A 25,792-nucleotide genomic window follows, 5' to 3' on the forward strand; every position below is an offset into this window, starting at 1 on the left:
CTGAAAAAATAAGGATTACTATGCGTATCTCTTTGATTAGCGCAGCGGTTTGCTGCGCCCTTTTTTCGGCTTACGGCGCGAGTGCGGCCCCGCTCAGCGTTGAACAACGTCTGGCGCAGCTGGAGGCCCGGCTTAACCATGCGGAGCAGGAGGCCGGAGAGGCTAAACGTCGGGCGCAGCAGGCGGAGCTGCGCACCAGCGCGGCAGAACAGCGTGCGGCGGCGGCGGAAAAGCAGGTGCAGACCCTCAGTCAGCACACCGCAGCGACGGAGCAAAAACAGCAGGCTGCCGACAAACAGCTGGCGAAAACCCGCCTGAGCGATGGCTTTGAATTTAACGCCTACGCACGCTCCGGGATGCTGGTCAACAGCCACGGCAAAGGCGCGCGCGGCGGTCCGGGGATCTCGCCGGCCAGTTCGCTCAACGGCGATGCCCACGTTGGCCGTCTCGGCAATGAGAAAGATAACTACGTGGAGCTGAGCTTCGGCAAAAAAATGACCTTCAGCGACGGGTCGTGGGCGCACTTTAAAACCATGCTGGCCGACGGCGCGACCAACCCGGATCCGTGGGTGCAGGATAACGATAGCCACCATCTGAACGTACGCCAGCTGTACGTCGAGATGGGTAATTTCGCCGATTTTTCCGGGCCGTTCAGGAGCGCCTCCATCTGGGCGGGCAAGCGTTTCGACCGCGATAATTTCGATATCCATTTTACCGATAGCGATATTATGTTCCTCGGTGGTACCGGCGGCGGGATCAATGACGTCAACTGGAATAGCACGCTGCGCGGCGACTACTCGGTTTATGCGCGCAGCTTTGGCGACCTGGGTAGCGATAATTATGAAGATAACGATATCCAGAACCTGATGTTCACCTCCAACCACTTCTGGAACAACTGGCAGCTGATGACCACGGCGATGACCGCCCAGGGCAATGATGACCTGAAAGATAATACCTCGACCACCGGCAGTTACGCTCTGCGCAGCGATAATACGGCGAAAAACGGCTACTACGCGATGCTGGCGTATCACGACAAACAGCAATTCTATGGCCTCGCGCCGGGCGTATCGGAGAGCGCCCTGCAGTACGGCGGCGGGCTGGGCGCCGAGGCGCGCCAGCCGGGCAGCGACGGCGATCTTACTGAAAACGCCAAATCACTGCGCTTTGCGTCCTACGGTATTTTACCGCTGGGCAAAAACTGGCAGCTTGCGCCATCGGTTATCGCCCAGCATAGCGAAGATCGCTACCGCGATGGCGACCGCTACGATTGGGCAACCTTTAACCTGCGGGTTTCCCAGGGCATCACCCGCAACTTCGCCCTGCTGTACGAGGCGTCCTGGCAATATATGGACCTGAATCCCAACGGCCGAACCTATCGCTATGACAGCGGCGTGCATCAATACCAGGCGGTGAGCGGCGATTTTTACAAGCTGACCTTCGCCCCGACGTTTAAAGTGGGCGATGTGTTTGATATCAAAGCGAGGCCGGAGATACGTTTCTTTGTCACGTGGATGAATTGGGATAAAGACCTGGATCGTTATGCGATCAACGATGATTTCGGCAGTAAAGGATTTACTGCCGGAGGAAACTGGAACTTTGGCGTGCAGACGGAGATTTGGTTTTAAGAAGTCAGCCCGTCCGGGGCAAACGCCTGGACGGGTTTATTTAAATACACGCTGTAACTTTGTCACAATGCCAGTTCTGTATGAAGTAAAATAAACTAATAAAATAAAAACCATAACAGGCTATAAAGACAAAGGTTGTTTTTATAATTCCAATAAGTGACTTTCGTTTTTTCTCAACGATGAGAAGATCGTGAAACCTTTCTTGCTGTTGCTCTGGTGTTAAATTATTGAGTATTTTATTTTTTATATCATCGTGAATCTTTTTAAACGTTCGCTTTTCACCTGGAAAGCTACCGTGTAGAAGAAACAAAAAAATAATGAAGAGCATAATAAATGCCAGCATCCTAATATAGGGATCAGTTACTCCCCAGCATCCAAGCGTAGCAATAAAAAGCCAGATACCATGAGTATTTGCTCGCGATCTAAATCTATCGATATGAGCGCTGTATTTCTCGACTTCTGTCAAAATAGATTCATCAGTTTCCATACGTAATACTCTCCTTTTTAAAGACCCTCGATTACGAAAGAGGGCAAATTCTGCCATTTTCCTTTCGAAAAATAACGTTTCAAATAACCTTCAACAAGTTGATAATCAATGGATTGCCCTGAAGCAATAAAAGCAGCTTTCTGGATGCGCCGGTTGGATGACGTCGTTTCGTTTCCCAGCTTTTAACCAGCTCATAGCTAACGCCAACGGCGGCGGCGAAGTCCTGCTGTTTTAAACCGGTGGCTTCGCGTATCGCTTTCACATCAACTTCGCTGAAGGTATGAACGTGGTGCACCTTCGGCGTTAGTTCACCCTTCTCAATCCTGATCATCTCTTCTGCACTAGCCAGCAGATCGGCAAACAATTCGTCTTTCATATACACCTCAGTTGGCTCTCTGGCGCTATCGATGTTTCAATCATTAATAGCTCAGCCTCACTTTATGTTTCTTGGCTAGTTTAATAACTCAGCAACCTGCCTTAACATTTTTTTCTGCTCCTGGCTTAATTCATCCTGTTCACTTTTAGGATAGATGAGCGCCAGGTAAATTCTTCCCTTTATCGTTACATTATAGTAAATCACCCGCACGCCGCCGCGCTTGCCCGTTCCGGGACGACTCCAGCGGATTTTACGAAAACCTCCGGTTCCCGAAATGGTGTCACCTGCCTCAGGATCATTGATCAGGATTTCCTGAAAGGCCCGAAATTCATCATCCGGTAACAGCACCTGGCGTCGCTTACTGAAGCCTTGTAGTTCAATAAAAGTAAACATCTCATTCCCTGATGTCCTTACGACTTACCAGACAATATATATGTACTGTGTACAGTAATCAAAGGATTTCATGTACCCGGTACATTGTAACGCGTTGGTCCAGGACAAGACGTATCGCTCATGGCCTGGCTTCAGTGCCCCCGCTCCCGGGGGCGGCGCGATACGCCTGCCCGGGCTACCGGATAGCAGACCACTGAGAACGCGTAGCCCTGACAGATGCGCAGCATCGCCTCCGGGAATGCTGATCGCCTCCGGGGAAGAAACCGGGTTACATGCTATAGCCCGGTTTCTTAATCAACTGTTCCATCTGCGGGGCGATTTCGCTGTCCCACACCTGCTGCCAGTCGCTCGGCTCAACCTGCTTCAGGGCCACGCTCACTGAACTCTCTTTGCTGTTCAGATGGCGAATCAACACCTCGGTAATATCGGCGGCCAGCGCCGTTTTTTGTTCATCATTCAGCTCGCGGGGAAAACATTTTATATCAACGTGCGGCATAGCAGGCTCCTTATTGTCAGGACAATAAAGCTATCATAGCAGGCGACGTTCGGTTCTCATTTTGTGCTTTAAATCAGCTCGTTGCGATGCAGCACGGATTGGAGTTTGGGATGGCGATACACCGCATCCGCCACGGCGACGAATTTTGGCGTATGGGCCGCAAACCACTCCCGGCGCGGGCCCCAGGCGCACATCGCCGCAATATAGCAGTCCAACAGGGTTATCTCCGCGCCCAAGGCATACGGCGCGGCGGCAAGTTGCTCCTCCAGCCACAAATAGAGCGATTTGCGATATCTGATGCAGCTTTCCCGCAGCTGCTCTGGCGCATCGGCGGCCAAGCGTTCGGGGTAATCCGCAAAGGTAAAGGTGGGGTAGACGTTCGCCACCAGCCAGATCAGCAGACGCTGAAAGGCATGCCGCTGCGGCGATGCGCGCGCCGGGGCGAGATCCGGCCGTCTGTCGAGGATCATCAGGGCAATAGCGGCGGATTCGGTCATCACGCTGCCGTCTTCAAGCGTCAGGGTCGGCACCTGACACAGCGGGTTTATCTCTTTAAGGCGGTCGCGCTGCGGGCCCGGCTGGTCAAAGCCCTCAACGTTAACAAAATGGTACGGGATACCGGCCAGCGTCAGCATCAGTTCGCTAATTGTTGAGCCCCAGCCGGGTACGCCATAGACGGTGATCATATTCTGCGCCCTCGATGAATTTGCCGCTCAGGAACAGAGCGGCGACAGGTTTAGCAATTTTGCAGTATAGATTTGATTAGGCCATGCCGCTATTGAGGCCCCCTCGCACATGCTACACGGCAGAGCTACGCCGACTCGCGCGCCACCAGGTGAAAGCCGATATCAATAATCACGTCCCCTTCACCGCCGCCTTCGATGCGGTCGGCAAGCAGCGTGGCCGCCTGCTCGCCGATGGCGTGACGGTCGACGCTGACGGTGGTGATGGCCGGACGGTTGCTGGCGGCGAAGTCCAGATCGCCAAAACCGATCACCGCCAGATCCTGCGGCACGCGCAGACCCCGGCTTTCAGCTTCCATAATCGCCCCCTGGGCAAGGGTATCAGAGCTGCAGACGATAACGTCAAACTCGCCGCCAGCCACCAGCTCGGCCAGGCCGCGACGCCCCAGCGCCAGTGATGCCGGAAGCGGCACTACGACCTGCGGCGCATCGTCAAGGCCATTTTTGGCCAGCCGGGCGCAGAGTCCCTGCTTTCGCAACGTCGCGCGGGCGTCGCCGGCCCACAGCAGGCCCGGGCGACGGTAGCCTTTTTCCAGCAAATATTCGCCAATAGTTTCACCGACTTTTTCATGCGAAAAACCAACCAGCATATCCAGCGGCGTCGGGGTGAGATCCCAGATCTCCACTACCGGCGTAGCGGCGTTGAGAATCGTCTTCTTCAACGCCGGGGCGTGCTGAATGCCGGTCAACACCACGCCATCCGGACGCCGGGAGAGTAAGGTTGCTACCAGCTCGGCTTCGGTCTGTCGGCTGTAGCCCGCTACGCACAGCAGCATATGGTAGCCGCGCGCCGCCAGGGTATCGCTTAACGCCTGGATGGTATCGACAAACATATTGTTGTTGATTTGCGGCACCACTACCGCCACCAGCTTGCTGCGCCTGGAGGCCAGGCCGCCGGCCAGCGCGTTGGGAATGTAGCCCGTCGCCTGCACCGCCTGCATCACTTTCTCGACCGTTTTTGGCCGTACCAGCTGCGGCGTATTCAGCGCCCGACTGACCGTCATCGACGACAACCCGGCGCTACGGGCTACATCATCCAGCGTCGGCGCCCGCGTCGGTTTTCTGCTTTTCACGACTAAGCCCCTGTGTTGAGTCGTTTTCTGTGGGCATTATTGATGATGGCCCGCGCAATTGCCAGCGGCCACCACGACATCTTCAATAGAATCAACGATCTGAAAAATAAAATGTTATCGCTATCATTATTCTTTGTGAATTTTCACAAACCTATTTGGATCGTGACCTGCACTGCATAATTTTACCCTTTATAACCGCTAATTGTGATCATTTGTACAAATTAAAATCACTGTCGTAGCGCCAGGACAATTTCAAGATTAAAAATGTTAGCGCAAACATTTTATCACTAAAAGGGAACTAACTATGACCACGAGCGCTAATTCCGAGTCCGTGACCTACGCCAAAGCGTCTGGCGTCAAAACCGCCGCAGAGACCGGCGACCGCATTGAACACGTCAAACTGTCGCTGGCCTTTCTGCCGCTGGCGACCCCCGTTAGCGATGCAAAAGTTCTGACCGGTCGGCAAAAACCGCTTACCGAAGTAGCGATCATCATCGCCGAAATCCGCTCCCGGGACGGCTTTGAAGGCGTCGGCTTTAGCTATTCCAAGCGCGCGGGCGGCCAGGGCATTTACGCCCACGCCAAAGAGATCGCCGATAATCTGCTCGGCGAAGACCCCAACGATATCGACAAGATCTACACCAAACTTCTGTGGGCCGGTGCTTCCGTAGGCCGCAGCGGTATGGCGGTACAGGCCATCTCTCCTATCGATATTGCGCTGTGGGATATGAAAGCCAAACGCGCCGGACTCCCGCTGGCGAAGCTGCTCGGCTCGCACCGCGATTCCGTCCAGTGCTACAACACCTCTGGCGGCTTCCTGCATACGCCGCTGGATCAGGTGTTGAAAAACGTGGCTATCTCCCGTGAGAATGGGATTGGCGGGATTAAGCTGAAGGTCGGTCAGCCGAATACCACTGAGGATATTCGTCGCCTGACGGCAGTGCGCGAGGTGCTGGGCGATGATTTCCCGTTAATGGTCGACGCCAACCAGCAGTGGGATCGCGAAACCGCCATCCGCATGGGGCGCAAAATGGAGCAGTTCAACCTGATCTGGATTGAAGAACCCCTTGACGCCTACGACGTTGAAGGCCACGCGCAGCTCGCCGCCGCGCTGGATACGCCGATTGCCACCGGCGAGATGCTGACCAGCTTCCGCGAACATGAGCAGCTTATCCTCGGCAACGCCAGCGACTTTGTCCAGCCGGATGCGCCGCGCGTCGGCGGGATCTCCCCGTTCCTGAAGATTATGGATCTGGCGGCGAAGCACGGTCGCAAGCTGGCCCCGCACTTTGCGATGGAGGTACACCTGCATCTCGCCGCCGCCTACCCGCTCGAGCCGTGGCTGGAGCACTTCGAATGGCTGAACCCGCTGTTTAACGAACAGCTCGAGCTGCGCGACGGGCGGATGTGGGTTTCCGAACGCCACGGCCTGGGCTTTACCCTGAGCGAACAGGCCCGCCGCTGGACCCAGCAAAGCTGCGAGTTTGGTAAACGCCCTTAACCGAATTCCCCGGATGGCGGCGTAAACGCCTTATCCAGGCTACAGGCCCCGTAGCCCGCGCAAGGCGCGTCAAGCGCCGCCCCCAGGAGAATACCGCATTTTCCCGGAGGCGATGCAGCGCATCTGTCCGGGCTACCGGTCCGCAGACGACTGAAAACCTGTAGCCCTCCCGGGGAAATATCTCTTATTGCCTGTACCCACAATACACAACCCTGCAAAGGAGTTGATTAAAATGCAACAGCAATTAAAACGCAGCAACGTGCGTTACAGTATATTACTGTTTTTATTTCTGGCTACCGTATTTAATTACGCCGACCGGGCAACGCTGTCCGTCGTCGCGCCTATTATGAGCAAAGAGCTAGGCTTTGATCCCGAGGCAATGGGGCTGGCCTTTTCTGTTTTTGGTATCTCCTACGTCATTATGCAAATACCCGGCGGCTGGCTGCTGGATAAATATGGTTCGCGGCTGGTCTACGGCTGCGCGCTCATTGGTTGGTCGATCGTCACTATGTTCCAGGGCACCATCTATCTGTTCGCCAGCCCGCTGGTAGCGCTGGTTATTCTGCGCCTGATGATGGGGGCGATTGAAGCCCCAGCCTTCCCCGCCAACAGCCGTCTGAGCGTGCAATGGTTTCCCAATAAAGAGCGCGGATTCGTCACCTCGGTCTATCAGGCCGCGCAGTATATCTCTTTGGGGATTATTACGCCGCTGATGACCATTATTCTGCATAATTTAAGCTGGCATTACGTATTTTATTATATTGGCGCTATCGGGGTCGTACTCGGGATATTCTGGCTGGCAAAAGTGAAAGACCCGTCTAACCACCCGAATATTAATCAGCAGGAGCTCGACTATATTCGTGAAGGCGGCGGCGAGCCGGAATTAGGCACGAAAAAAACGCAGCAGAAATTAACCCTCGCGCAGATTAAAAGCGTCTGCGTCAATCGCATGATGATCGGGGTTTATATCGGCCAGTTCTGCGTGACGTCTATTACCTGGTTCTTCCTGACGTGGTTTCCCACCTATCTTTACCAGGCCAAAGGTATGTCGATCCTGAAAGTCGGCTTTGTCGCCAGTATCCCGGCCATTGCCGGATTTATCGGCGGCCTGCTCGGCGGCGTGTTCTCGGACTGGCTATTGAAACGCGGCTACAGCCTGACGACCGCCCGCAAGCTGCCGGTGATCTGCGGCATGCTGCTCTCCTGCGTGATTGTTGTCGCCAACTACACTACCTCGGAAGTGGTGGTGATCGCCGCCATGAGCGTGGCCTTCTTTGCTAAAGGTTTCGGTAACCTCGGCTGGTGCGTGCTGAGCGACACCTCGCCGAAGGAAATGCTCGGTATTGCCGGCGGCGTGTTCAACATGTGCGGCAACCTGGCGAGTATTATCACGCCGCTGGTCATCGGCGTGATCATCGCCGACACCCACTCGTTTGATTACGCCATCCTGTACGTCGGCTCCATGGGCGTACTGGGCCTGTTCTCTTATCTGTTTATCGTCGGGCCGCTGGATCGTTTAACGCTGACCCCGCGCGCCGCCTGATTTAACACCCTGGCGAGGATTCGCCCCCGCTGTTTCGCATCACACTCCTGCGAAACAGCGGTTTTTTAGTAGGTGATCCCCGGCGGGTTCACCGTCGATTGCGTCACCTCTTCGCCCTGCTCGCCCCAGCGCGCCAGCACCTTCTGGTATTCCCCGCGAGCAATCGCGCCATTCAGCGCCGCCTGCAGCGCCACCACCAGGCCGTTACCCTTTTTGGTCGTCGTGGCAACGTACGCTTTTTTCGGCCCCAGGCCGACGACTTTGGTTTTGCCGCTGAGCGCCGCTTTATAGGCTGCCACCGACTGCGGCCCAAAGAACACATCCGCGCGCCCGGACTGAATATAGAGGTTGCCCGAAGCGTCATCGGTCAGGTAGACCGGCAGCGCCGGTTGACGCCCGGCGGCTTCATTTTCGGCGTTCCAGCCGAGCAAAATCCGCTCCTGATTGGTCCCGGAACCGACGATCACCTTTTTACCCGCGAGATCCGCCGGTCCGTTGACGCTGGCAATATCACTGGTCGATTTCACGGAAAAGGCCAGCGAATCGACGCGATAGGTCGCAAAATCAAACTTCTCTTTTCGCTGCTCGGTCACCGCAATATTGACCAGCGCCACATCGTAGCGACCGGAAGTCACCCCCAGCGGCCAGTCCTCCCAGGCGGTGGGCACCAGCTTCAGCTTCAGCCCGAGGCTGCCGGCCAGCAGCCGGGCGATATCCGGGTCGCTGCCAATACGCGTGCGGTTATCGCTGGCCAACAGCGCCAGCGGCGGCGAGTTGAGCGCCGAAATCGCCACCGTTAAGGTGCCCGGCTCGACGAAAGCGTAATTTGTTGGGATCTTCGCGATCGCCTGCTCATCGCGGATCACCGGCAGCGGCTGCTCGTTGGCGCGCAGGTCGATAGCCGCCTGCGATGCCGCGGATAAAGACAATAATGTCAGGGCCAAAAGTCCGTTTCTCATGCCGCTAATACCCTCGATAAGAACTGCCGTGTCCGCGGGTGCTGCGGGTGGTTCAGCACGGCGTCGCTGCTGCCCTGCTCGACAATTTTGCCGTCGACCATAAACACCACCCGATCCGCCACCTCTTTCGCAAAGCCGATTTCATGGGTCACCACCACCAGGGTAGTGCCGGAGTGCGCCAGCTTTTTAATCACATCCAGCACTTCCCCCACCAGCTCAGGATCAAGCGCGGAGGTCGGTTCATCAAACAAAATCACCCGCGGGTTCAGCGCCAGCGCCCGGGCAATGGCGATGCGCTGCTGCTGTCCCCCGGACAGGTGTCGCGACCAGGCATCGGCTTTGTTGCGCAGTCCGACCACGTCCAGCAGGTCATACGCCCGCGCGATAGCCTCTTTGCGGGTCGCCTGTTTGTGGGCGATGGGCGCTTCAATCAGGTTTTCCAGCACCGTCAGATGCGGGAACAGATTGAAGTTCTGAAATACGTAGCCGACGTTGACCCGCTGGCGGAGGATCTCTTTCTCTTTCAGTTCGTACAGCTTGTCGCCTTTGCGGCGATAGCCGATATAGTCACCATCGATCTGGATAAAGCCTTCATCGACGCGCTCCAGGTGGTTAATTGCCCGCAGCAGCGTCGATTTTCCCGAGCCGGACGGCCCGAGGATCACCGTTACCGTGCCGGGTTCGATTTCCAGCGACACATCATCCAGCGCTTTATGCCGGCCAAAGTATTTGCTGACGCCGGTAATGGAGATATGACCGTTACGAGAGTGGGACATGGGCAGGCTCCTGCGGTTGTGGGCGGCGAACGGGTTCAGCGCGACGACTGCTGCGGGCGGTATTGACCGCCGAGCGGCGTTCGCTGCGGGCGAGGCCGCGTTCGACCAGATACTGAATCAACGACAGCACGCTGGTGATCACCAGATACCAGGCGGCGCCGACCATCAGCAGCGGAATGACTTCCTGGGTGCGGTTGTAGATCATCTGGATGGTGTAAAACAGCTCCGGCATCGCCAGCACGTAAACCATCGCCGTCCCCTTGGCGAGGCTGATAATTTCGTTAAAGCCCGCCGGTAAAATGGTGCGCAGCGCCTGCGGCAGGATAATGCGCAGGGTACGACGGCTGGCCGGAAGCCCCAGCGCCGCCGCCGCTTCATACTGACCGTGATCGACGCCAAGGAAGCCACCGCGGATAATTTCGGCGGTATAGGCGCTTTGCACGAGTGTCAGCCCGACAACGGCGGTGGAAAACTGCCCCAGCACGTTGATGGTCTCAAAGCTGGCCCAGCTAATGCCGGTGAACGGGATACCGATCGATAACCTGTCGTAGAGATAAGAGAAGTTGTAGAGAATAATCAGCACCACGATCAGCGGCAGCGAGCGGAACAACCAGATATAGCCCCAGGCCAAACTGCTCAGCAACCATGAGCTGGAGAGGCGGGCCAGCGCCAGCAGACCGCCGAGAATCACGCTCAGCGCCGTCGCCAGCAGGGTCAGCAGCAGCGTCTGCCCGAGGCCCTCGAGGATCACCGGGTCAAAGAACCAGCGGGCAAAAACGCCCCACTCCCAGCGCGGGTTAAAGGCGACGGACTGAATCACCACCGCCAGCGCCAGCAGCGCCAGCGCCGCGCCGACCGCCCGCAGCGGATAGCGTGCGGGAACAACCTTAATCGTTTCCGGGGTATGCATATTGACTCCTTAAGCGCTCTGGCTTAGCGCGCTGACCGCCAGCGCTTTCGTAAAGCGCAGTCGGCCATCGAACGGCGGCAGGCTGTACTCTTCCGGATCGCGGCTGAGGTCAAACTGAGCCTCGTAGCCCTGGCTGAGGTAGAGCCGCACCGCTTCCGGCTGCCGAAAACCGGTGGTCAAATAGATATGGCTGTAGCCGGCAAGCAGCGCCCGACGCTCCAGCTCCTGCACCACTTTCGCCGCCAGCCCCTGCTGGCGCAGACGACGATGGGTCCAGATACGTTTGATTTCCGCCGTATGGGCGTCTTTCGGTTTGTACGCGCCGGTGGCGATAATTTCGCCCTCGCGCTCCAGCACGATAAATAGCCCCTGCGGCGCCAGATACCACTCGGTCAGCTCGACTTCGGCATCGCGGGAAAAGTAATCGCCGTAGCGCGCGGCGTACTCGCCGAACAGGCTCTCAATAATCGGCTGCAGCTCCGGCGCTTCCGGAGAGACATCGCGGAATAGATCGCTCATCATGCCTCCTGTTAGTCGCCGAGTCCGGCCGGGTTAATTTCCGATTGCGGGATGCTCTCCACGCCTTCTCCCCAGCGGTTCAGCACCTTCGCGTAGTCGCCGCTGCGGATAGCGCCGTTCAGCGCCGTCTGTACCGGTTCAACCAGGCCGCTGCCTTTTTTCACCGTCACGGCAATATGCGCCGCCTTCGGCCAGCCGCCGTCAACGCTGCCCACCAGCTTCGTTTTACCCGTCAGCGCCGCTTTCCACGCGCCGATCACGTTGGGGCCGAAGAAGGCGTCGGCGCGCCCGGACTGCAGCGCCAGGGTCTGGGCGGCGTCATCTTTGGTATAAACCGGGGTAAACGGCTTCAGCCCCTTCTTGACGTTCTCGGCATTCCACGCCAGCAGAATGGCTTCCTGATTGGTACCGGAGCCGACGATAATCCGCAGCCCGGCGATATCCTCCGCTTTTTCAATTTTGCTCAGCGGACTGCTGCTCTTGACGTAGAAACCCAGTGAATCTTTGCGGTAGGTGGCGAAGTCAAACTTCTCTTTGCGCTCTTTGGTTACGGTGATATTGCTGACCGCCGCATCATATTTGCCGGAGGCGACGCCGAGCGGCCAGTCTTCCCATGAGGTCGGTACCACGTTCAGCTCAAGCCCAAGGCTGTCGGCCACCAGGCGGGCGATGTCCACTTCGCTGCCGAGCAGGGTTTTGTTATCGTCGGAAAACACGGTCAGCGGCGGCGAGTTCAGTGCGGCGACCGCGACGGTCAGTTTGCCCGGCACCGCCAGGTGAAGATCTTTGGGCAGCTGCGCGATAGCCTGCGGGTTTTTCGCCGTATGAATCGGCGTTTTATTAGCTTCAAGGCTCACGCCGGTGCCGTTGATCGTGACGTTCTGCGCCCAGGATGAGGCGCTAACTGCCAGCGCAAGCGCCAGGAGTAGCGATTTTTTCTGCGTTTTCTGCATAGCGGGTTTTCTCTATTGTTGTTTTTGGAATTGATTGACGGGCTCTGCCAGCCCTAAGCTTTCGCGCAGCGTGGCGCCGGGATATTCCTGGCGGAATAATCCGCGCTGCTGAAGAATGGGCACGACCTGATCCACAAAGCGCGGGAAGGTGTCCGGCGTGCCGCCCTGGATAATAAAACCGTCCGCCGCGCGCTGTTCAAACCACAGCTGCAAACCATCGGCCACTTCTTCGGCGGTGCCAGAGAAACGCGGTCGCGGGCTGGCCGCCTCCAGCGCCACCTGGCGCAGCGTCAGGCCGCGTTCGCGGGCGTTGCGTTTTATCTCATCGGTGGTGCTGCGAAAGCTGTTCTGCCCGAGATCGCCGATATCCGGGAACGCCTCATCCAGCGGATACTGGGCAAAGTCGTGATGCTCAAAATAGCGGCCAAGATAATTGAGCGCGTCGTCAATCGATACCAGCGCGGCGGTGGTCTGGTATTGCTGCTCTACATCCTCGGCGCTGTCGCCAACGATGACGCTGACGCCCTGGAAAATATGCAGTTCGTTGTCCCGGCGGCCATGCGCTTCCAGCTGGCTTTTGACGTCGCGATAAAAGGCCTGGGCTTCCGCCAGAGATTCCTGATGGGTAAAAATAGCGTCGGCGTGGCTCGCGGCTAATTTTTTGCCGTCATCGGATGCACCCGCCTGAAAGATAATCGGTCGCCCCTGCGGGGTGCGGGCAATATTTAGCGGACCGGCTACTTTAAAGAAATCGCCGTGATGATTAAGGGTATGCAGCTTATTTTTATCAAAGAACTGGCCGCTCTCTTTATTACGAATAAACGCGTCCTGCTCCCAGGAGTCCCACAGACCTTTGACAACCTGCAGATATTCATCGGCGATGCGGTAGCGCAGCGCATGGTCCGGATGCTGCGCGCGGGAGAAGTTTTTCGCCGAGCCCTCCAGCGGCGAGGTGACCACATTCCAGCCCGCGCGCCCGCCGCTCAGATGATCGAGGCTGGCAAACTGGCGGGCAGTGGTAAAGGGTTCGCTGTAGGAGGTCGATAGGGTGCCGACCAGGCCCAGACGCGAAGTTACTGCCGCCAGGGTGGATAATACGGTGAGCGGTTCAAAACGATTTAAAAAATGCGGGATCGATTTTTCATTAATATATAAGCCGTCGGCGACAAAAATAAAATCGAGCTTGCCCTCTTCCGCTTTTAACGCCGTCTGCTTAACGAACTCAAAGTTAATACTGGCGTCCGCCAGCGCGGCCGGATGGCGCCATGCCGACATATTTCCCGATGCGCCATGTAATATAGTGCCAATACGCAGTTGCCGTTGTTCAGACATCGTTAATCCTTAGTCTATGACCCTGAATAATTAAAGTTCTTTTAATGCCTGCTCTGCCAGATCGGCAAAATAGTGCGCCGCCGGCGCGATCAACCGCTCATCCGGGTTAAACGCCGGATGGTGAAGACCAAACTCGCTGGCGCTACCGATGCTGACGAAAGCGCCGGGTATATGCTGGAGATAAACGGCAAAATCTTCGCCACCGAGATGGAGATCCGCATGATGCGTGCGGTAGCCGGACTTATCGGCCACGTCGCTGGCGAATGTCGCCCAGCGCTCATCATTGACCAGCGCGGTCGGCCCGGCATACCAGAACACATCGATCTGCGCGCCGAAAGCGCTGGCGAACCCGGCGGCGATTTCGCTCACCCGCGCCTTTACCCGCTGCTGGACTTCGCTGCTGTGGGTGCGCAACGTCCCCTCCAGTTCGACGCTTTCCGGCAGGACATTCCAGGTATTACCGCCCTGAATCCGCGTCACGCTAAGCACCACGGAATCGAGGGTATTCACTTCGCGGCTGGCGACGCTTTGCAGCAGGGTCACCAGTTGGCTAGCCAGCAGAATGGCGTCCTTCCCTTCATGAGGCCGGGCGGCATGTGCGCCTTTACCGGTCACCTTGAAGACAAAGCGGTCGACGTTGGCGTAAAACGCGCCGCCGCGAGTAGCGAACTCGCCTACAGGCAGGCCCGGTTCATTATGCATACCAAAAATGGCGGAAACCCCCTCCAGAACCCCGGCGCGAATCAGGGTTTTCGCGCCGCCGAAACTCTCTTCCGCTGGCTGGAACAGAATGCGGACGCGTCCTGCAAGCTGCGCTTCGCGTTGTTTCAGCAGTAAGGCTGCGCCAAGGATCACGCTGGTATGAATATCATGCCCGCAGGCGTGCATCACGCCGGCATTCAGCGAGCGAAACGGCACGCTGGCCGCCTCTTCGATAGGTAGCGCATCGATATCGGCACGCAGGGCTATCACCTTATCGCCGCTGCCCACTTCGGCCACCGCGCCAGTTTTCAGTTCATAAGGCAGCAGGCTGATGCCGCCGCTCTGCAGCCAGTCGCGAATACGTGCCGTGGTGTCGACCTCCTGCAGCGAAAGTTCCGGGTACTGGTGCAGTTCGCGCCGCCAGCGTATTAGCTGTTCGGAAAGACTCATGGCTGCACCTCCGCGCTCAAATGCGCCTGAGCCAACAAACGCAGGGAGTTCAGACGTGCCGCGCCGTCGCTAATAGGCGTGTCGATTATAAATTCGTCGATGTTCAACGCCGACTGCAGGGCATCCAGCTGCGCTTTCACCTGCTCCGGGGTACCGAATAGCACCGCCGATTCCCGCCGGGCGATGCGCGTCGGCCTGCTACCCGCCTGGCGGGCAAACGCGGCCGCCTGAGCTTCGCTGCCGACGGTTACCCGCTGGCCGTTTTCCAGCTCAACGCCCCATACTTCCACGCCGTTTGCCAGATCGGCTGCGGTGGCAGAATCGTCGGCCACGATGACCTGGACGGCAATAATCGCGTCTCGACGGCTCAGTTCGCGCCAGCGGGTTAACACCTCGCGCAGCAGATGCTTATCGCCGTTGAGATGGGCGGCGAAGACGAAGTTCCAGTCCAGCTGCGCCGCCAGCTGCGCGCTTTCCAGGCTGGCACCGAGGAGAAAGCCGTCAGCGCGGCGCGGCGGGATCGGGGTTGCGCGGACGCTCTCTTCCCCGTCGGTTTCGGTCAACGACAGCCAGTTATCGAGTTGCGCCAGCTGGTCGGCAAAACTCCCTTTTTGCTGGGGATTAAGCCCCTGCTGCAGCGCGCGGGTGGAGAGCGGCAGGCCGCCGGGGGCTTTGCCCACGCCGAGGTCGATGCGGCCCGGCGCGAGGGAGGCCAACATATTGAAGTTTTCCGCCACTTTGTACGGGCTGTAGTGCTGGAGCATGACGCCGCCGGAACCGACACGAATCCGGCGGGTCTGGCCGAGGATCCAGGCGATCGCCAGTTCCGGCGACGGGCTGGCAAGCTGCTCGGTATTGTGGTGTTCGGCTATCCAGAAGCGATGATAGCCCCAGGCTTCCGCCTGTTGCGCGAGCGTTAATGTACGCGCCAGCGCCTGGGCGGCCGTTTCTCCGGCTGCCAGCGGGCTTTTATCCAGGATACTGATTCGATAAGACATTTCGCAGGCTCATGTGAATTAACATGTCTGCATTATTAAAAGCGGCTGCGGTCAGTGAGAAACAATTTATTTACATTTGCTCTGCCGGAAATTAGATATGCGGCGAGGAAACTGCCCCGGAGGCGATGCTGCGCATCTGTCCGGGCTACGGATTATCAGCAATCTGTGGCCCGGTAGCCCGGCTAAGCGCAGCGCAAAGCCGGGAAGAAGCCGCAGTAATGCCACGTCACGGCATATTCCCCGGGTTGCAGCGTAAACGCCTTACCCGGGCTACGGGTTACCGGCAACCTACGGTCCGGTAGCCCGGCTAAGCGCAGCGCGAGCCGGGGGATTATCGGCTATTTTGCCGAAGCTCGCGCACCAGCGCCTCGGTCTGCCGCTGGTTGCGCAGACGCACAAAGCGAATGTGTTGATACTGGGGATCGCGCATATCCGCCAGATAGCGCCGGCGATTGTTGCGCCAGGTTTTCAGCGTCCACAAAATAATGGAGTCCCGGCTAAAGAAAGAGCGGCGGAAGGTTTCGCAGTTGCCAGTGCCGGGCCACAGCTCCTGGCGCCGGCTTGCGCGTGAAGCCGCGCGCCAGACGGCCTGGCGAATCGTGCGCCAGAAACTGTAGTCCACCCACACCACCAGATCCACGTCGCGCCATTTTACCGGGCGGCTGCGGTTATAGTTACCGTCCAGCACCCAGCCGGGCGCGGCGAGCGCGGTGGCAAGTTTGGCGTAAAACTCATCGTCCGGCGTACCTTGCCATTCGGGCAGCCAGTAGAGCACATCCATTTCGATATAAGGCAGCGACAGTTCCTGAGCCAGCCGACGCGCGAGGGTAGATTTGCCGACGCCGCTGGTCCCTACTACGTTGATTTTCATCGTGGTCTCTCGGGCAAAAAGCGGGCTGAAAATAATAGCGCACGTTGGGCAAAATCGATCAGCGAAATTTCCAGGTGATTATCCCCCCGCAGAACGCGGCGATCTCATTGATATTTAAGCAAGTGCGGTCCGTAAATCTTTTACGTGCGTCCATTTTCCGATACGTGTAGGATTCTCCGCCATGCTCGCTTATCTCATTCCTCAGAATGATGAGAGAGCCAGCAGCACGAACCACTCATGGACTTTGACAGGAAAATAGCGACATCAATGAATACAAAACACTCTAGCGTGGCGGAGCAGCACGCTGCCAAACGCCATTGGCTGAATTCGCATGAGTCCGGCTACCACAAGGCGATGGGCAACCGTCAGGTACAGATGATTGCCATCGGCGGCGCCATCGGTACCGGCCTGTTTCTCGGCGCGGGCGCGCGCCTGCAGATGGCCGGACCGGCCCTGGCGCTGGTTTATCTGGTCTGCGGCCTCTTTTCGTTTTTTATCCTACGCGCGCTGGGCGAACTGGTGCTTCATCGCCCTTCGAGCGGCAGCTTCGTCTCCTACGCCCGCGAGTTCCTCGGTGAAAAAGCGGCTTACGTGGCGGGCTGGATGTACTTTGTCAACTGGGCGATGACCGGGATCGTCGATATCACCGCCGTGGCGCTGTATATGCACTACTGGGGCGCGTTCGGCGACGTCCCGCAGTGGGTCTTCGCCCTCGGCGCGCTGGCGATTGTCGGCACCATGAACATGATCGGCGTGAAATGGTTCGCCGAAATGGAGTTCTGGTTCGCGCTGGTGAAAGTTCTGGCGATCGTGGCGTTTCTGGTGGTCGGGACTATTTTTCTTGGCACCGGCAAGCCGCTGGATGGCAATGCCACCGGTTTCCACCTGATTACCGATAACGGCGGCCTGTTCCCGCATGGCCTGCTGCCGGCGCTGGTACTGGTACAGGGGGTGGTGTTCGCCTTCGCCTCTATCGAACTAGTGGGTACCGCCGCTGGCGAGTGTAAAGATCCGCAGACCATGGTGCCGCGCGCTATTAACAGCGTTATCTGGCGTATTGGTCTGTTCTACGTTGGCTCGGTATTGCTGCTGGTGCTGCTGCTGCCGTGGAATGCCTATCAGGCCGGGCAGAGCCCGTTCGTCACCTTCTTCTCGAAGCTGGGCGTGCCGTATATCGGCAGCGTGATGAATATCGTGGTGTTAACCGCCGCGCTCTCCAGCCTCAACTCCGGCCTCTACTGCACCGGGCGTATTCTGCGCTCCATGTCGATGGGCGGTTCCGCGCCGAAGTTTATGTCGAAAATGAGCCGCCACCACGTGCCCTACGCCGGGATTCTGGCGACGCTGGCGGTGTATGTCGTTGGGGTGTTCCTCAACTATCTGGTGCCTTCGCAGGTGTTTGAGATTGTCCTGAACGTCGCTTCGCTGGGGATTATCGCTTCGTGGGGCTTTATTGTGGTGTGCCAGATGCGCCTGCGTAAGGCGATTAAGGAAGGCAAAGCGGCGGACGTCAGCTTCAAGATGCCGGGAGCGCCCTTTACCTCCTGGCTGACCCTGCTGTTCCTGCTGAGCGTGTTGGTATTAATGGCTTTCGACTATCCGAATGGAACCTATACCATCGGTTCGATTCCGCTGATCGCCGTACTGCTGGTTGCCGGCTGGTTTGGCGTACGTAAGCGCGTGCATGATATTCACAGCACCGCGCCGAATATTGAAAAACCGTAACCCGTTCCTTTTGCGGTTTGCCCCACCGGGCAAACCGCAACTTCACAACTTAATTATCTTCCACCAGCTGAGCGACGTCGCGGCTGTTAATCTGGCGCTTATTGCCTGACTCATCGGTATAGCTGGTCATGCCGGTATCCTTATCCAGCTGCGGCTTGCCCTGCGTCACGATAGTCTGCCCGCTTTTCGTCGTCATCACATAGTTTGAGCTACAGCCCGCCAGAAGGGCCAGCATCGCGCCGGCACAAACGACCATAAATGATTTTTTCATCTTTTCTCCAGGATTAATGCCACCGTCCCGCTTGCGCAGGAAAGACGTCAGTTTATAGCCATTATATTTATCAGGCTAATAAGTGTTTGTAACAGAGGGTGATATCGCTGAAGGCGCCGGCCGCCGCCGGCGGACAGACTTTCAGGAGGGGTTACCCCCCTCCCGTCAGGATCACAGTGCGATGCGAATAACGTCATCCGGCTGGGTGGCCTCTTTCTGGCGTGTCGATTCCTGCTTCACGCTGACGTACAGCGTTTTGCCATCGGCGGAGAGGGTCAGGCTGTTCGGGTGAGTCGGGGTTTTAAAGGTCTTGACCACTTTGTAGGTCTTACCATCGATCACGCTCACTTCGCCGGCTTTACGGTGGGTCACGTAGGCTTCGTTGCGGGTCGGGTTAAACAGCACGGCCAGAGATTCCGGCGCGGCGATTTTCTCCAGCACTTTACCATCGCGAATATCGACCACCAGCACTTCCGGCTGTTTGCCATCGGTGATAAAAGCCCGGTGACCAGCGGTATCGAGGCTCAGGTTGAGGTAGAAGTGCTCTTTGCCGTCATCCTGCAGTTTCTTACGCGTCAGGATCTTATTGCTGGCGCTGTCGATGGTCACCAGTTCGCCATCGGCGTTGGTGGTGTAGATACGGTTCGCTTCCGCATCCACCGCCAGGCCCGTCGCCATCGCGCCGGTATTGGCAATAGTGTCTTTCAGCGTCAGCTTGTCGCCGTCCACCACCCAGATCACGCTCTCTTTACCCAGCCCGGTGATGTAGACAGTATTGGTTTTCTCGTTAACTGCCAGTTCGCGCGGGGCTAGCGGGCGCACGGTTTCGCTGCGCTGACGGGGATCGAGCACCAGACGCCCTTTCACCTTGCCGGTTTTTGCATCAATTGCCGTCACGCTGCTGTCGGTGGTGTTGCCAAACCACAGGGTCTGGGTAGCGTTGTTGATCGTCGCGCCGAACGGTTTTAGATCGTTATGAATAATCTGCGTCACTTCCAGCGTCGTCGGATCGAGACGGTAAACAATACCGCCCTTGTCCAGCGAACGGCTTTGCGAAGTCGCCACCCACAGCGCATTCTCCTGCTGGCTATAGGCCATTTCGTACGCGCCTTTACCAACAGCTTTGCGCAGCATTTCTTCCGCCGCGTGGGCGCTGAAGCTCCCCGCCAGCAGTAATGAAGTTAATAACAGTGAACGGCGCAGACGCGGCGCGGACAGATGACGTAATGACATGACGACTCCCTTTGATAAAACGAATATGTGCCTGCTCGACAGTGCTTCCGGGGCGCAAAATCATGGCTTTGCGCTACTCTTTGTAATGCGAATAGTAATCATTATTTATCGCAATGTGGAGAGTTAATTGCGTTTAGTCCATCCGGCATCACGCAATTCTTGCTATTTGTTAACTCAAATCCTGTTAAGTCTTTTCAAAAAATTTACAAAAGAGTTAACATATATACATATGTTCCGTTTGGTTCGTTTTGCGAGTAACTTTGATGAAAATCCTTTCCGTGCGCGCCGCCGCGCTCCCCGCACTGCTTCTGCCGCTTATATCCTCAGCGCCAACTGCCCACGCCGCTGAACAGACCATGGTGGTTACCGCCGCACCGTCGGCGGTTTCTGAACTCGATACTCCCGCCGCCGTAAGCGTGGTTAACGGCGACGAGATGCGCCAGGCCGCGCCGCGGGTCAATCTTTCCGAGTCGCTGGGCGCGGTACCGGGGCTACAGGTGCAAAACCGTCAGAACTATGCGCAAGATCTGCAGCTTTCGATTCGCGGCTTCGGCTCCCGCTCCACCTACGGCGTACGCGGGCTGCGCATATACGTCGACGGCATTCCGGCTACCATGCCCGATGGCCAGGGACAAACCTCGAATATTGATATTGGCAGCCTCGATTCGCTCGAAGTACTGCGTGGACCTTTTTCCGCCCTCTACGGCAACTCCTCCGGCGGGGTGATTAACGCCACCACCCAGACCGGCAGCCAGCCGCCCACTATCGAAGCCAGCAGCTACTACGGCAGCTTCGGTACCTGGCATTACGGTATGAAAGCGACCGGCGCGGTCGGCGACGGCAGCCATGCGGGCGACGTCGACTATGTGGTTTCCACCAACCGCTTCACTACCCACGGCTCCCGCGATCATAGCGGCGCGCGTAAGAATCTCGCCAACGCGAAGCTCGGCGTACGTATTAATGACGACAGCAAACTGACCCTGCTGTTTAATAGCGTGGATATTAAAGCCAATGACGCGGGCGGCCTGAGCTATGACGAATGGCAAAATAATCCCCGCCAGTCGCCAAGAGGCGATCAGTACAATACTCGCAAAACCATTAAACAGACCCAGGCCGGTTTGCGCTACGAGCGCCAACTGAGCGAGCAGGACGATCTGAGCGTGATGATGTACGCCGGCGAGCGTGAAACCACGCAATATCAGTCGATTCCTCGCGCTCCGCAGCTCAAACCCACCCATGCTGGCGGCGTGATTGACCTGACGCGTCACTATCAGGGGATTGATACCCGCTGGACCCATCGCGGCGAGCTGCTGGTGCCGGTCACTTTTACCACCGGACTTGATTATGAAACCATGACCGAGCGCCGTAAGGGTTATGAAAACTTTGTCATGAGCAACGGCGTGCCGCAGTACGGTGAAAAGGGCGACCTGCGCCGCAACGAACGCAATTTGATGTGGAACGTTGACCCCTATTTGCAAACCCAGTGGCAGCTCACCGAGAAACTCTCTCTTGACGCCGGCGTGCGCTACAGCTCGGTGTGGTTCGATTCCAACGATTATTACGTTACGCCGGGTAACGGCGATGACAGCGGCGAGGCCAGCTATCATAAATGGCTGCCGGCGGGCTCGCTGAAATACGCGGTAACCGATGCCTGGAACGTCTACATCTCCGCCGGCCGCGGTTTCGAAACGCCGACCATCAATGAGCTTTCCTATCGCTCCGGCGACCAGGGCGGGCTGAACTTTGGCCTGCAGCCTTCCACCAACGAAACCGTTGAAGTTGGCAGCAAAGCGCGAATCGGCAACGGCCTGTTGACCGCTGCGCTGTTCCAGACCGATACCGACAATGAGATTGTCGTCGACGCCAGCAGCGGCGGGCGCACCAGCTATAAAAACGCCGGTAAAACGCGCCGTCAGGGGATGGAGCTGGGGCTGGATCAGCAGTTCGGCGAGAGCTGGCGTTTAAAAGCGGCCTGGACCTGGCTGGATGCGACCTATCGCACCAACGTCTGTGACGATACCAGCTGTAAAGGCAATCGTATTCCGGGGATTGCCCGCAATATGGGCTACGCTTCCTTCGGCTATCAGCCCGAGAAAGGCTGGTACGCGGGCAGCGATATTCGCTATATGAGCGATATTATGGCTAACGATGAGAACACGGCCAAAGCGCCGTCCTGGACGGTGGTCGGCCTGACGACCGGCTATAAATGGAGCTACGGCAAGATGGATATGGATCTGTTTGGCCGGGTAGATAACTTGTTCGACCGCAGCTACGCGGGCTCGGTTATCGTGAATGAATCCAACGGCCGCTACTACGAACCGGCGCCGGGCCGTAACTACGGTATCGGGCTAAACCTGGCATGGCGGTTTGAGTAACGCTTGATCACGGCACCTCAACGGGATCGCGCGCAGGATCCTGTTGAGGCTGAGCCGTGGGCGCTCACTGACGTTAAATAACGTTTCTTAACGACAATTCGAAAATGATCTTTTCCGCCTGGCAGGAGAAGGCAATCGAAGCCTCAAGCTTTGCCTCATCACCGGCGGGCACGATGGTATAGTCGACCTGCGGCGGCTCGCTGGCGGGGGCGGCGGCAAGGGCACGTTCGCGGACCGCCGCGATGGTGGACTCAGCCTCTTCGCGGCTGGCGAAGTTTTTCTCAACCCGCCAGACGCAGTCCTCATTATCAATAATCGAGCCTACGTCGATGGCACAGCCTTTGGTACTGCATTTATCTACAACATCTTTCATTGCAATTATCTCCTGGAGTTTTCTTTAGAATAAGAATCCGCTGACGGAAAGCAAACCAGTAATATTCGTATGGTTGCGTCGTTTTATCATTATAGGCCTCCACGGGAAGCGACTTCTTGCGCCACCGCATGGCTACCTCCTGATTGCGCACAGATCAACCAGCTATGTTGGCTAAGCGTCGCGCGATGTCGGCGCTCAATCGTGCACGTCATCACACTATCCTGCGTTGAGCCTCGTTTATGTCGCTTTACGGCGTTACCCTTGTCACAAAACAACGCCAACAAGGAGCTGCCATGGCACTGCCAGTAATTATCGATTGCGATCCGGGTCATGATGACGCGATTGCCCTCGTTCTCGCCCTCGCCTCACCCGAACTTGATGTTAAAGCCGTGACGTCCTCCGCGGGAAACCAGACCCCGGACAAAACCCTGCGTAACGTACTGCGCATGCTCACCCTGCTTAAACGCCCGGATATCCCGGTAGCCGGCGGCGCGCTTAAGCCACTGATGCGGGAGCTGATTATCGCCGACAACGTGCATGGCGAGAGCGGTCTTGACGGCCCGGCGCTGCCGGAGCCGGGCTTTGCCGCGCAAAGCTGCACCGCCGTCGAGCTGATGGCTAATATCCTGCGCGACAGCGCCGAACCGGTTACGATCGTTGCCACCGGCCCGCAAACCAACGTCGCCATGTTACTCAACAGCCATCCGGAACTGCATGCCAAAATCGACCGTATTGTGATAATGGGCGGCGCAATGGTGCTGGGGAACTGGCAGCCGGCAGTCGAGTTTAATATCTACGTCGACCCTGAAGCCGCGGAGATCGTTTTCCAGTCCGGTATTCCGGTGGTGATGGCTGGGTTAGACGTCACCCATAAAGCGCAAATCCACGTTGAGGATATCGAGCGTTTCCGCCGTATCGGCAACCCGATATCCACCATCGTCGCCGAACTGCTCGACTTCTTCCTTGAGTACCATAAGGATGAGAAATGGGGCTTTGTCGGCGCGCCGTTGCACGACCCGTGCACCATTGCCTGGTTGCTGAAGCCGGAGATGTTTACCACCGTTGAACGCTGGGTCGGCGTGGAAACGCAGGGGAAATATACCCAGGGGATGACGGTCGTCGATTTTTACAATCTGACCGGTAAGCAGCCGAACGCAACGGTGATGCTCGATGTCGATCGCCAGGCGTTTGTTGACCTGCTGGCCGATCGGCTGGCGTTTTACGCGTAAATCATCATAAAACCCGGCGGGCGCGGCGCCTGCCGGGAAAGCGATTACTCATCCGGAGAGACGCGAACCACCACTTTACCGAAATTCTCGCCCTTCAGCAGACCGATGAGCGCCTGCGGTGCGTTCTCCAGGCCGTCAACAACCTGCTCGCGGTATTTGATTTTCCCTGCCTGCACCCAGCGCCCCATCTCCTGCTGGAACTCGGCAATCCGGTGACCATAATCCTGGCCGATAATAAAGCCCTGCATACGGATGCGTTTTTTGAGGATCGTCGCCATCAGCAGCGGCAAGCGATCCGGGCCGTCGGGTAGCGCGGTGGCGTTGTAGCCGCTGACCAGGCCGCAAACCGGCACGCGGGCCGAGGTGTTCAACAGCGGCAGCACTTCATCGAATACTTTGCCGCCGACGTTCTCATAGTAGATATCGATGCCCTGCGGGCAGGCTTCTAACAGCTTAACGGCAAAATCGGGCGCGCGGTGATCGATACAGACGTCGAAACCCAGCGTCTCTACGGCATAGCGGCACTTCTCGCTGCCGCCCGCAATGCCTACCGTACGGCAGCCTTTTAGCTTCGCTATCTGTCCGACCGTTGCGCCAACCGGCCCGGTGGCGGCGGCGACCACCAGCGTCTCGCCCGCTTTTGGCTGGCCGATATCGAGCAGCCCCATATAGGCGGTAAAGCCCGGCATACCGAGGATCCCCAGCGCCCACGAAGGGTGTCCAGGGCTGTCGCCTAACTTCACCAGCCCGCTGCCGTCGGAAAGTTCATAATCCTGCCAGCCGCCGTAGCCCAGCACCCAGTCGCCGGGCTGAAAATCGGCATGGTTCGATGTCACCACGCGGCTCACGGTGCCGCCAACCATCACCGCGCCAATGGCGACCGGCGGCGAATAGGAAGGCGCGTCGCTCATCCGCCCGCGCATATAGGGATCCAATGACAGAAAGACGGTGCGCAGCAACAGCTGCCCCGGCCCAGGAGACGCGACCTCGCCCTCTTCCAGGCGGAAGTTCTCCCCGGTTGGCTCGCCGTGCGGACGCGATGCCAGCAGCCAGCGGCGGTGGCGTTGCGGATTGAAAGCCATAACACACTCCTCTTTTGACAAGTCTGTATTGAGGCTAGCTGCTTTCCCGGCAGCGCGCATTGACATTATGAGGCAGATTGATTGAGTCGGACGACCAGATAGACGCAGGGCAGCGCGGTTTCATTAATAAAGCGGCAGTCGTTAGGCGGCCCGAGCTCCAGGCAGTCCCCCGCCTGCATCTCGTGGCGCGCATTGCCTTCGATAAACACCAGCTCGCCCTGCTGTAGCCAGATCAGCTGCCGGGCCTGGGCGTAGGATGACGCAGGCATTGGCACATCGCTGCCGGCCGGAAGCTCCACCTGCACCAGATCGATTGGCAGGTCGCTGCGCGGCGAAACGTGGCGCCGCAGATAGTGGCTCTGCGGATCGCGCCACACCGGCTGATGCGCAAAGCGCAGCAGCTTGCCTTCCTGCATCTCCGCCCTGGCGATCAGCGTCGACATACTCATGCCGAAGGCGCCGGATAACCGTCCCAGCATCGATGCCGTCGGGCTGCTTTCGCCGCGCTCGATCTTGTGGATCATCGCCCGCGACGCCCCCGCCCGCTCCGCCAGTTCGTTCAGCGACCAACCGCGAGATTCCCGCTCGATTCGGATACGTGCGCTGATGCGCTGGTTAAGGTTGTCTTCTATAGTATTCATAGCGTGACACTATAGTGTAGCCCGCCTGTTTGCACAACCAGACGCCCGGCGTCGGAAATGAAGATGAAAAAGCCCGGCGTATCATTGGCCGGGCAAACACAGAGAGTCATTCAATCCGTTAATTTGAACAGCATTACGGCAATAAATGAAAAGAAA

At 57.6% G+C, this 25,792-nt stretch carries 24 protein-coding genes and 1 pseudogene; 6 read left to right on the forward strand and 19 right to left on the reverse strand.

Annotation, left to right across the window (positions count from 1 at the left end):
- Positions 1 to 20 precede the first annotated feature (20 nt).
- The gene (locus tag EGY08_RS01350; protein WP_123828090.1) at positions 21 to 1,625 is read left to right on the forward strand and encodes a carbohydrate porin; all 1,605 of its coding nucleotides are present in this window, start codon (positions 21 to 23) and stop codon (positions 1,623 to 1,625) included.
- 40 nt (positions 1,626 to 1,665) lie between these two features.
- On the opposite strand, the gene EGY08_RS01355 is transcribed toward EGY08_RS01350, so the two are convergent.
- The 6 genes from EGY08_RS01355 to EGY08_RS01380 form a co-directional block, all read right to left on the reverse strand.
- Positions 1,666 to 2,112, reverse strand: a complete 447-nt coding sequence (locus EGY08_RS01355) for a hypothetical protein (protein WP_004120702.1) — start codon at positions 2,110 to 2,112, stop codon at positions 1,666 to 1,668.
- Between the two features lie 79 nt (positions 2,113 to 2,191).
- Positions 2,192 to 2,488, reverse strand: a complete 297-nt coding sequence (nadS, locus tag EGY08_RS01360) for a NadS family protein (protein ID WP_004120704.1) — start codon at positions 2,486 to 2,488, stop codon at positions 2,192 to 2,194.
- 75 nt (positions 2,489 to 2,563) lie between these two features.
- A complete protein-coding gene (locus EGY08_RS01365; RefSeq protein WP_049114535.1) occupies positions 2,564 to 2,881 on the reverse strand; it encodes a type II toxin-antitoxin system RelE/ParE family toxin in 318 nt (105 codons plus the stop codon).
- Positions 2,882 to 3,149: 268 nt separating this feature from the next.
- Positions 3,150 to 3,377: a tautomerase PptA gene (pptA, locus tag EGY08_RS01370; protein WP_004120709.1), complete on the reverse strand. Its 228-nt coding sequence runs from the start codon at positions 3,375 to 3,377 to the stop codon at positions 3,150 to 3,152.
- 68 nt (positions 3,378 to 3,445) lie between these two features.
- The gene (locus EGY08_RS01375) at positions 3,446 to 4,063 is read right to left on the reverse strand and encodes a glutathione S-transferase family protein (RefSeq protein WP_123828091.1); all 618 of its coding nucleotides are present in this window, start codon (positions 4,061 to 4,063) and stop codon (positions 3,446 to 3,448) included.
- A 125-nt stretch (positions 4,064 to 4,188) separates the two neighbouring features.
- Positions 4,189 to 5,193: a LacI family DNA-binding transcriptional regulator gene (locus tag EGY08_RS01380; RefSeq protein ID WP_004120714.1), complete on the reverse strand. Its 1,005-nt coding sequence runs from the start codon at positions 5,191 to 5,193 to the stop codon at positions 4,189 to 4,191.
- A 304-nt stretch (positions 5,194 to 5,497) separates the two neighbouring features.
- Here EGY08_RS01380 and EGY08_RS01385 point away from each other — a divergent pair, with 304 nt between their 5' ends.
- On the forward strand, positions 5,498 to 6,694 hold the full coding sequence (locus EGY08_RS01385) for an L-talarate/galactarate dehydratase (RefSeq protein WP_004120716.1): 1,197 nt from the start codon (positions 5,498 to 5,500) through the stop codon (positions 6,692 to 6,694).
- 232 nt (positions 6,695 to 6,926) lie between these two features.
- Positions 6,927 to 8,237: an MFS transporter gene (locus EGY08_RS01390; RefSeq protein WP_123828092.1), complete on the forward strand. Its 1,311-nt coding sequence runs from the start codon at positions 6,927 to 6,929 to the stop codon at positions 8,235 to 8,237.
- Between the two features lie 65 nt (positions 8,238 to 8,302).
- On the opposite strand, the gene EGY08_RS01395 is transcribed toward EGY08_RS01390, so the two are convergent.
- From EGY08_RS01395 to EGY08_RS01435, 8 genes and pseudogenes are all read right to left on the reverse strand, one after another.
- Positions 8,303 to 9,196, reverse strand: coding sequence for an ABC transporter substrate-binding protein (locus EGY08_RS01395; RefSeq protein WP_177447571.1), 894 nt, complete (start codon positions 9,194 to 9,196; stop codon positions 8,303 to 8,305).
- Positions 9,193 to 9,972 carry an amino acid ABC transporter ATP-binding protein gene (locus EGY08_RS01400; RefSeq protein WP_123828093.1) on the reverse strand — a complete coding sequence of 260 codons (780 nt, stop codon included), beginning with the start codon at positions 9,970 to 9,972 and terminating at the stop codon, positions 9,193 to 9,195. Before EGY08_RS01400 ends, EGY08_RS01395 begins: the two co-directional genes overlap by 4 nt.
- Positions 9,956 to 10,882 (reverse strand): amino acid ABC transporter permease, encoded by a 927-nt coding sequence (locus EGY08_RS01405; RefSeq protein WP_004120726.1) that lies wholly within the window; start codon positions 10,880 to 10,882, stop codon positions 9,956 to 9,958. Before EGY08_RS01405 ends, EGY08_RS01400 begins: the two co-directional genes overlap by 17 nt.
- A gap of 9 nt (positions 10,883 to 10,891) precedes the next feature.
- Entirely contained in the window at positions 10,892 to 11,401 is a 510-nt protein-coding gene (locus tag EGY08_RS01410) for a GNAT family N-acetyltransferase (RefSeq protein WP_049113757.1), read from the reverse strand.
- An 11-nt stretch (positions 11,402 to 11,412) separates the two neighbouring features.
- A pseudogene (locus EGY08_RS30720) lies at positions 11,413 to 13,686 on the reverse strand (NtaA/DmoA family FMN-dependent monooxygenase).
- A 30-nt stretch (positions 13,687 to 13,716) separates the two neighbouring features.
- Complete coding sequence (locus tag EGY08_RS01425; RefSeq protein WP_004120739.1) at positions 13,717 to 14,838, reverse strand: amidohydrolase; 1,122 nt, start codon at positions 14,836 to 14,838, stop codon at positions 13,717 to 13,719.
- Entirely contained in the window at positions 14,835 to 15,836 is a 1,002-nt protein-coding gene (locus tag EGY08_RS01430) for an LLM class flavin-dependent oxidoreductase (RefSeq protein ID WP_123828096.1), read from the reverse strand. The genes EGY08_RS01425 and EGY08_RS01430 overlap by 4 nt, the downstream gene beginning before the upstream one ends.
- Positions 15,837 to 16,167: 331 nt before the next feature.
- Positions 16,168 to 16,707 (reverse strand): AAA family ATPase, encoded by a 540-nt coding sequence (locus EGY08_RS01435; RefSeq protein WP_004120743.1) that lies wholly within the window; start codon positions 16,705 to 16,707, stop codon positions 16,168 to 16,170.
- A gap of 267 nt (positions 16,708 to 16,974) precedes the next feature.
- Between EGY08_RS01435 and ansP the strand changes: the two genes are divergently transcribed.
- Entirely contained in the window at positions 16,975 to 18,432 is a 1,458-nt protein-coding gene (gene ansP / locus EGY08_RS01440; RefSeq protein WP_049123303.1) for an L-asparagine permease, read from the forward strand.
- A gap of 49 nt (positions 18,433 to 18,481) precedes the next feature.
- On the opposite strand, the gene EGY08_RS01445 is transcribed toward ansP, so the two are convergent.
- Together EGY08_RS01445 and EGY08_RS01450 are read right to left on the reverse strand one after the other, a co-directional pair.
- The gene (locus EGY08_RS01445) at positions 18,482 to 18,703 is read right to left on the reverse strand and encodes a YgdI/YgdR family lipoprotein (protein ID WP_123828097.1); all 222 of its coding nucleotides are present in this window, start codon (positions 18,701 to 18,703) and stop codon (positions 18,482 to 18,484) included.
- A gap of 171 nt (positions 18,704 to 18,874) precedes the next feature.
- Entirely contained in the window at positions 18,875 to 19,936 is a 1,062-nt protein-coding gene (locus EGY08_RS01450) for a YncE family protein (protein WP_004120750.1), read from the reverse strand.
- A gap of 263 nt (positions 19,937 to 20,199) precedes the next feature.
- Between EGY08_RS01450 and pqqU the strand changes: the two genes are divergently transcribed.
- A complete protein-coding gene (gene pqqU / locus EGY08_RS01455) occupies positions 20,200 to 22,311 on the forward strand; it encodes a TonB-dependent receptor PqqU (RefSeq protein ID WP_004120753.1) in 2,112 nt (703 codons plus the stop codon).
- 73 nt (positions 22,312 to 22,384) lie between these two features.
- On the opposite strand, the gene EGY08_RS01460 is transcribed toward pqqU, so the two are convergent.
- Complete coding sequence (locus tag EGY08_RS01460; protein WP_087829418.1) at positions 22,385 to 22,684, reverse strand: DUF406 domain-containing protein; 300 nt, start codon at positions 22,682 to 22,684, stop codon at positions 22,385 to 22,387.
- Positions 22,685 to 22,977: 293 nt separating this feature from the next.
- Between EGY08_RS01460 and rihA the strand changes: the two genes are divergently transcribed.
- Positions 22,978 to 23,913, forward strand: coding sequence for a pyrimidine-specific ribonucleoside hydrolase RihA (gene rihA / locus EGY08_RS01470; RefSeq protein ID WP_123828099.1), 936 nt, complete (start codon positions 22,978 to 22,980; stop codon positions 23,911 to 23,913).
- 44 nt (positions 23,914 to 23,957) lie between these two features.
- On the opposite strand, the gene EGY08_RS01475 is transcribed toward rihA, so the two are convergent.
- Positions 23,958 to 24,995, reverse strand: coding sequence for an NADP-dependent oxidoreductase (locus EGY08_RS01475; RefSeq protein ID WP_123828100.1), 1,038 nt, complete (start codon positions 24,993 to 24,995; stop codon positions 23,958 to 23,960).
- Between the two features lie 65 nt (positions 24,996 to 25,060).
- On the reverse strand, positions 25,061 to 25,636 hold the full coding sequence (locus tag EGY08_RS01480) for a helix-turn-helix domain-containing protein (protein ID WP_004120763.1): 576 nt from the start codon (positions 25,634 to 25,636) through the stop codon (positions 25,061 to 25,063).
- Positions 25,637 to 25,792: the final 156 nt, after the last annotated feature.

This window comes from Klebsiella sp. FDAARGOS_511 (assembly GCF_003812845.1).
Lineage (GTDB): Bacteria > Pseudomonadota > Gammaproteobacteria > Enterobacterales > Enterobacteriaceae > Klebsiella > Klebsiella grimontii.

Coding starts and splice junctions, on each gene's coding strand:
- EGY08_RS01350 (WP_123828090.1), top strand. CDS start 21: ATGCGTATCTCTTTGATTAGCGCAGCGGTTTGCTGCGCCCTTTTTTCG.
- EGY08_RS01355 (WP_004120702.1), bottom strand. CDS start 2,112: ATGGAAACTGATGAATCTATTTTGACAGAAGTCGAGAAATACAGCGCT.
- nadS (WP_004120704.1), bottom strand. CDS start 2,488: ATGAAAGACGAATTGTTTGCCGATCTGCTGGCTAGTGCAGAAGAGATG.
- EGY08_RS01365 (WP_049114535.1), bottom strand. CDS start 2,881: ATGTTTACTTTTATTGAACTACAAGGCTTCAGTAAGCGACGCCAGGTG.
- pptA (WP_004120709.1), bottom strand. CDS start 3,377: ATGCCGCACGTTGATATAAAATGTTTTCCCCGCGAGCTGAATGATGAA.
- EGY08_RS01375 (WP_123828091.1), bottom strand. CDS start 4,063: ATGATCACCGTCTATGGCGTACCCGGCTGGGGCTCAACAATTAGCGAA.
- EGY08_RS01385 (WP_004120716.1), top strand. CDS start 5,498: ATGACCACGAGCGCTAATTCCGAGTCCGTGACCTACGCCAAAGCGTCT.
- EGY08_RS01390 (WP_123828092.1), top strand. CDS start 6,927: ATGCAACAGCAATTAAAACGCAGCAACGTGCGTTACAGTATATTACTG.
- EGY08_RS01395 (WP_177447571.1), bottom strand. CDS start 9,196: ATGAGAAACGGACTTTTGGCCCTGACATTATTGTCTTTATCCGCGGCA.
- EGY08_RS01400 (WP_123828093.1), bottom strand. CDS start 9,972: ATGTCCCACTCTCGTAACGGTCATATCTCCATTACCGGCGTCAGCAAA.
- EGY08_RS01405 (WP_004120726.1), bottom strand. CDS start 10,882: ATGCATACCCCGGAAACGATTAAGGTTGTTCCCGCACGCTATCCGCTG.
- EGY08_RS01410 (WP_049113757.1), bottom strand. CDS start 11,401: ATGAGCGATCTATTCCGCGATGTCTCTCCGGAAGCGCCGGAGCTGCAG.
- EGY08_RS01425 (WP_004120739.1), bottom strand. CDS start 14,838: ATGAGTCTTTCCGAACAGCTAATACGCTGGCGGCGCGAACTGCACCAG.
- EGY08_RS01430 (WP_123828096.1), bottom strand. CDS start 15,836: ATGTCTTATCGAATCAGTATCCTGGATAAAAGCCCGCTGGCAGCCGGA.
- EGY08_RS01435 (WP_004120743.1), bottom strand. CDS start 16,707: ATGAAAATCAACGTAGTAGGGACCAGCGGCGTCGGCAAATCTACCCTC.
- ansP (WP_049123303.1), top strand. CDS start 16,975: ATGAATACAAAACACTCTAGCGTGGCGGAGCAGCACGCTGCCAAACGC.
- EGY08_RS01445 (WP_123828097.1), bottom strand. CDS start 18,703: ATGAAAAAATCATTTATGGTCGTTTGTGCCGGCGCGATGCTGGCCCTT.
- EGY08_RS01450 (WP_004120750.1), bottom strand. CDS start 19,936: ATGTCATTACGTCATCTGTCCGCGCCGCGTCTGCGCCGTTCACTGTTA.
- pqqU (WP_004120753.1), top strand. CDS start 20,200: ATGAAAATCCTTTCCGTGCGCGCCGCCGCGCTCCCCGCACTGCTTCTG.
- EGY08_RS01460 (WP_087829418.1), bottom strand. CDS start 22,684: ATGAAAGATGTTGTAGATAAATGCAGTACCAAAGGCTGTGCCATCGAC.
- rihA (WP_123828099.1), top strand. CDS start 22,978: ATGGCACTGCCAGTAATTATCGATTGCGATCCGGGTCATGATGACGCG.
- EGY08_RS01475 (WP_123828100.1), bottom strand. CDS start 24,995: ATGGCTTTCAATCCGCAACGCCACCGCCGCTGGCTGCTGGCATCGCGT.
- EGY08_RS01480 (WP_004120763.1), bottom strand. CDS start 25,636: ATGAATACTATAGAAGACAACCTTAACCAGCGCATCAGCGCACGTATC.